This is a genomic window from Alkalihalophilus lindianensis (genome assembly GCF_032843265.1).
GTDB classification, from domain to species: domain Bacteria; phylum Bacillota; class Bacilli; order Bacillales; family Bacillaceae_D; genus Alkalihalophilus; species Alkalihalophilus lindianensis.
The window spans coordinates 1-266 of sequence record NZ_JAWJBA010000428.1 but is presented as its reverse complement, the minus strand read 5'-3'; the positions used below and the strand labels follow the sequence as shown (position 1 = coordinate 266).

The following is a 266-nucleotide window of genomic DNA, read 5'->3' as shown; positions in this document are numbered from 1 at the left end:
CCAAAACGTTATCGTTTGCCTATATTGATGGAAAAGGGATTATCCCAGCATTAATAATAGCCATCTTAACAACGGAATTGTATCAGTTTATGAAAAAGAAAAATTTCGGAAAAATAACCATGCCGCCAGGGGTACCACCAAGTTTAAGTGACGTGTTTGCTTCGCTGTTCCCCGGCATGATCTTAATTACTGTTTATATTTTTATCTTTATCTTTTTCCGTTCATTTGATACATCATTTGCAAGCTTTATATTTACAAAACTAGCA

At 34.6% G+C, this 266-nt stretch carries 1 protein-coding gene; it reads left to right on the top strand.

Translation table 11 applies throughout. The features are described from left to right. The coding region (locus tag RYX56_RS22890; protein ID WP_317124194.1) for a PTS transporter subunit EIIC at positions 1-266 on the top strand (266 nt) is incomplete at both ends.